Origin of the sequence: Psychrobacter glacincola, from assembly GCF_904846075.1 — a bacterium.
Lineage (GTDB): Bacteria > Pseudomonadota > Gammaproteobacteria > Pseudomonadales > Moraxellaceae > Psychrobacter > Psychrobacter glacincola_C.
Genome location: NZ_CAJGZH010000005.1, coordinates 1 through 3,667, shown reverse-complemented (window position 1 = coordinate 3,667; position 3,667 = coordinate 1). Strand labels below are relative to the sequence as shown.

Here is a 3,667-nt window from a genome sequence, read left to right as displayed (position 1 = left end):
CGATTAGAGATACCGCATTCCTACAACAACCAGTAGATATCATTGCTGAGTGGCAAGTTTATGACGCCAATGCCCGCAGCGTGGAAGGTGTTTTACACGCTTTCTTTTATGATCAAAGAGTAAAAGTATCCTCAAAAGCAGCAAACGATAACCTATACAAGGCAACAGAGTGGTTCAATGTTCCCCTTGATGAGATTGAAAAAGCCATTAATTTGGTTATCGAAGGAGACATTAAAGACTATCGAATGGATGGTGCGGCTGGCAAGGTGGTTTTGAAGTGATAATCGCTTTGTATTTTCATTAACGACTTAAACTACTATTTTAGCGAGCAAGCTATGTTAAACCCTTCTCTTTTAGAAGCTTATCATCAAACTAACTACTGCTTTGGCGACATTTTACTTAATGTTGATGAGCGTTCCTCGAAAGCTGCTGCTCTTTTGCGGCCATTTGCTACTGATGGCGGATTGTTTATCACAGCTTGGAACCCGCTAGGAAAAGAGCTTAAGTGACCCCTGCCGTCAAATCCGTACAGTTAAACTTGGGAGATTTTAATTACGCAGCCTGACAATAAAAGTCAAACCACACCTGTCTTGGCGTTTTATAGCCCAAGCCCTTTTGAATCCTAGTCTGATTATAATACAACTCAATATAGCCAATGATATCGCTGATCGCTACAAACCTTGTTTTATAGTCTTGGTGATACACCAGCTCATTCTTTAATGTGCCCCAGAAGCTTTCTATCGGAGCGTTGTCAAAGCAATTACCTTTACCACTCATTGAGCCTTTAAAATGATGCTGATTGATGATTTTGTGATAGGCATGACTGCAATACTGGCTGCCTCTGTCAGAGTGCACAATCAATCCTTGGCTTGGACGTTTATTTTTGATTGCCATATTGAGTGCACGGCATACTAGATCAGCGGTCATACGTTTGTTAATGGCATAGCCGACCAGCTCTTTGGTGTATAAGTCTTTAACGCCTGCCAAGTACAGCCAGCCCTCATTTGTCCAGATATAGGTGATGTCACTGACCCACGCTTGGTTAGGGCGACTGGCATGAAACTTCTGATCCAGTACGTTTGGATAGACCAGCTTATTGTGATTAGAGTCTGTCGTAATTTTAAAGCGCTTGTGGCGACGGCATTTGATGCCATGTTCCTCTTTAATGCTTCTAACCATGTATAGGCTAATGTCATGGCCTTGCTCGGTGAGCGTTGCATGCAAACGCTCATAACCATAACGTTCTTTACTTTCACTGTGAGCGGCTTTAACTAGTAGCTCACAATGGTTGCGGTGTATCTGCTGCTCGCTGATATCGCGACTACTCCAGTCGTAATAACTTGATGGTTTGACGCTTAACACATAGCACATAGTGGTGATGCTAAATATCTGCTGATTGTCTTTAATAAAGGCGTACCTGACTAGCTGTGCTTGGCGAAGTACGCCGTCGCCTTTTTTAATATCTCTCGCTCCTCTTCGGCAACTTTAAGCTGTCGTTTGAGGCGCTTGTTATCTTCTAGAACAGCTATAAGCTGTGGATCATACTGCTCAGTGCCTACAAGCTTGCCTTGATTAGCTTTGTTGTTCCAATTCGATAAGGTTTGCATGGCGATGCCAAGCTGCTTTGCAGTTGCTGAAATATTGCCGTTGTTGTCTGTGATCTTTTTAACAGCTTCGGCTTTAAATTCGTTACTGTAGGTTCTTATTTTCTTGGTCATGGTAAACTCCGATTAATACGCTTAGTTTACCAAGTTTATCTCTACGGTTTCTTCAGCATAGCTCAGTCTTGACCACAGGCTTATACTCTATGTCACCGCTACCATCTTCAGGCTTGGAGAGTACAGGCTTTGATAAAACTAAGTCACCCACTTTGATATCTTGGATTGGCACTAAACTTTTGTCTGTAAGAATCAAAGTCCCTGCCACAAATCCTGTGTTGTTCATGTCTTATCCTTTTTAATATTATCGTTTTAACCCATCAAACCTCAGCCCAAACTTTAGCAGATACTTACGCAGTCGGTCGCTGTCGTTATTGCTTTTCAGCTGAGTTCTGGAGTTGGCGTACAGATAGCGCCCAGCCGCCGCTTGGTTTTTATGGTTGATACAAACCTCAATCACATATGCCAATTGCACTGCATCAAACGGATCAATAGTTGTCAGAATCTCTTCATCGAGACATTTTCTTAAAATATTATGGCTACCCTGCTCAACGGTTTCGCTGTTTAAAGTAGCATTGGGGCTATTATTACTTAGGCTATTTTTGTTCGCGTTATTACCCTGATTATTGTTACCTAAACTATTCGAGCCACTCAAACTGTCAGGCAGCTCCCAAAGATGCGTCAAGCGTTCAATCTCCGCTTGCACATCATCATTGCGAATCACTTTACTCTCAGCAAGTGTAGTCAAACGAATTATACTGGCCGTCAAATCACGAAAGTTCCCCTGCCATGTCGCATCCGCACTCATGGCAAAGCTTTCATACAGCTGCCGTGCTTCTGGGGCAAATCGATACTGCTGCTGTTGCTCGCTACCCAAGCGCGCCAATTCATAATCGATATTGGCAGGTAAATCTTCCAACCTGTCTTTGAGTGATGGCAAAGAAAACGTCCATGTATTGAGACGCGCAAATAGATCTGCCCGAAACTCGCCATTAGCGACTGCTTGGCGCAAGTCTTTGTTAGTGCCTGCCATCAGCTGAAATGACACGCTAATCGGCGTATCACTGCCAAGCGGATAAAAGCGCTGCTCTTCCAGTGCGGTCAATAGCATCGCTTGCTCATCAAGCCCCAACTCACCGATTTCATCTAAAAATAATAAACCACCATCGGCTGATTTTAGCAGCCCATCACGGCTCGTCGCAGCTCCCGTAAATGCACCTTTAACATGACCGAATAGCACACTCATGGCAGTGTCACCACGTAGCGTGGCGCAGTTGACCTCGACGAATTGTTCAAGCGTGTTTTTGCCTTGCGTACTGTTAGCTTTGGCTTTTTTGAGCGCGTAGATTTGGCCTGCCAGTTGCGACTTGCCCGCCCCTGTTGCGCCCATTAGCAGTATGGGTGCAGTCGAGCGGATTGCTACCTTTTCGATATCGGAGATGAGCTTTTGATAAGCGGCATTTTGGGTAACTAGATTGGCTTGTAAGGTTTGCCAATGTTGCTGTTTTTCTGCTTCAAATCGTTCACGTAAGCCATCATATCGTGAGACATCTAGATCTATTACTTGATAGCGACCTTGCGGATCGGCTTGGTCAGGTCTTGGACAAGGGGAAGTCTGAATCAAATCAGCTGGGATAAATCCTGCTTCTACCAATAAAAACCAGCAAATCTGTGCCACGTGCGTACCTGTGGTCAAATGTAATAAGTAATCGGTACTATCCTGAAAATCAAACCCTGCGGCAAAATCATACAGCTCAGCATAAACATCGGCAAAATCCCACGGGCTAATCAAAGCCACATGATGACCAATAACGGTAGTGTTCGGACTGACTTTCGCCATGTCATCTTTAATAATTTTAAACAGCCGCTTATCGCGCTTGCTATATAAGATATGCAGCTCATCGACGAGCAACTCATCATGCAGGCCTAAACTGACGGTTGGTCGCCAACGCTGCCAACGCTTATCGTTAAAACCATTGTCTAAAGTAGTGCCGAGGAAGCCGATGACG

Annotated in this window: 5 protein-coding genes; 2 read left to right on the top strand and 3 right to left on the bottom strand. The window is 44.3% G+C overall.

Translation table 11 applies throughout. The annotated features are described in order from the left end of the window. Both JMW85_RS14090 and JMW85_RS14085 read left to right on the top strand, forming a co-directional pair. Positions 1–281, top strand: a 281-nt coding sequence (locus JMW85_RS14090) for a GIY-YIG nuclease family protein (protein WP_201582194.1), incomplete at its 5' end; no start/stop codon positions are given. 54 nt (positions 282–335) lie between these two features. After that, complete coding sequence (locus JMW85_RS14085; protein ID WP_201581513.1) at positions 336–509, top strand: hypothetical protein; 174 nt, start codon at positions 336–338, stop codon at positions 507–509. A gap of 43 nt (positions 510–552) precedes the next feature. On the opposite strand, the gene JMW85_RS14080 is transcribed toward JMW85_RS14085, so the two are convergent. The 3 genes from JMW85_RS14080 to rtcR form a co-directional block, all read right to left on the bottom strand. After that, a protein-coding gene (locus tag JMW85_RS14080; RefSeq protein WP_201582064.1) for an IS3 family transposase occupies positions 553–1,718 on the bottom strand; the annotation gives its coding sequence in 2 pieces (ribosomal slippage) (positions 553–1,460 and positions 1,460–1,718; 1,167 coding nt in all). Between the two features lie 52 nt (positions 1,719–1,770). Continuing rightward, positions 1,771–1,944 carry a hypothetical protein gene (locus JMW85_RS14075; protein ID WP_201581833.1) on the bottom strand — a complete coding sequence of 58 codons (174 nt, stop codon included), beginning with the start codon at positions 1,942–1,944 and terminating at the stop codon, positions 1,771–1,773. 18 nt (positions 1,945–1,962) lie between these two features. Beyond that, the coding region (gene rtcR / locus JMW85_RS14070; protein WP_201582193.1) for an RNA repair transcriptional activator RtcR at positions 1,963–3,667 on the bottom strand (1,705 nt) is incomplete at its 5' end.

Excerpts from the sequence above, each read along its gene's own strand:
- JMW85_RS14085 (WP_201581513.1), top strand. The coding sequence starts at position 336 with ATGTTAAACCCTTCTCTTTTAGAAGCTTATCATCAAACTAACTACTGC.
- JMW85_RS14075 (WP_201581833.1), bottom strand. The coding sequence starts at position 1,944 with ATGAACAACACAGGATTTGTGGCAGGGACTTTGATTCTTACAGACAAA.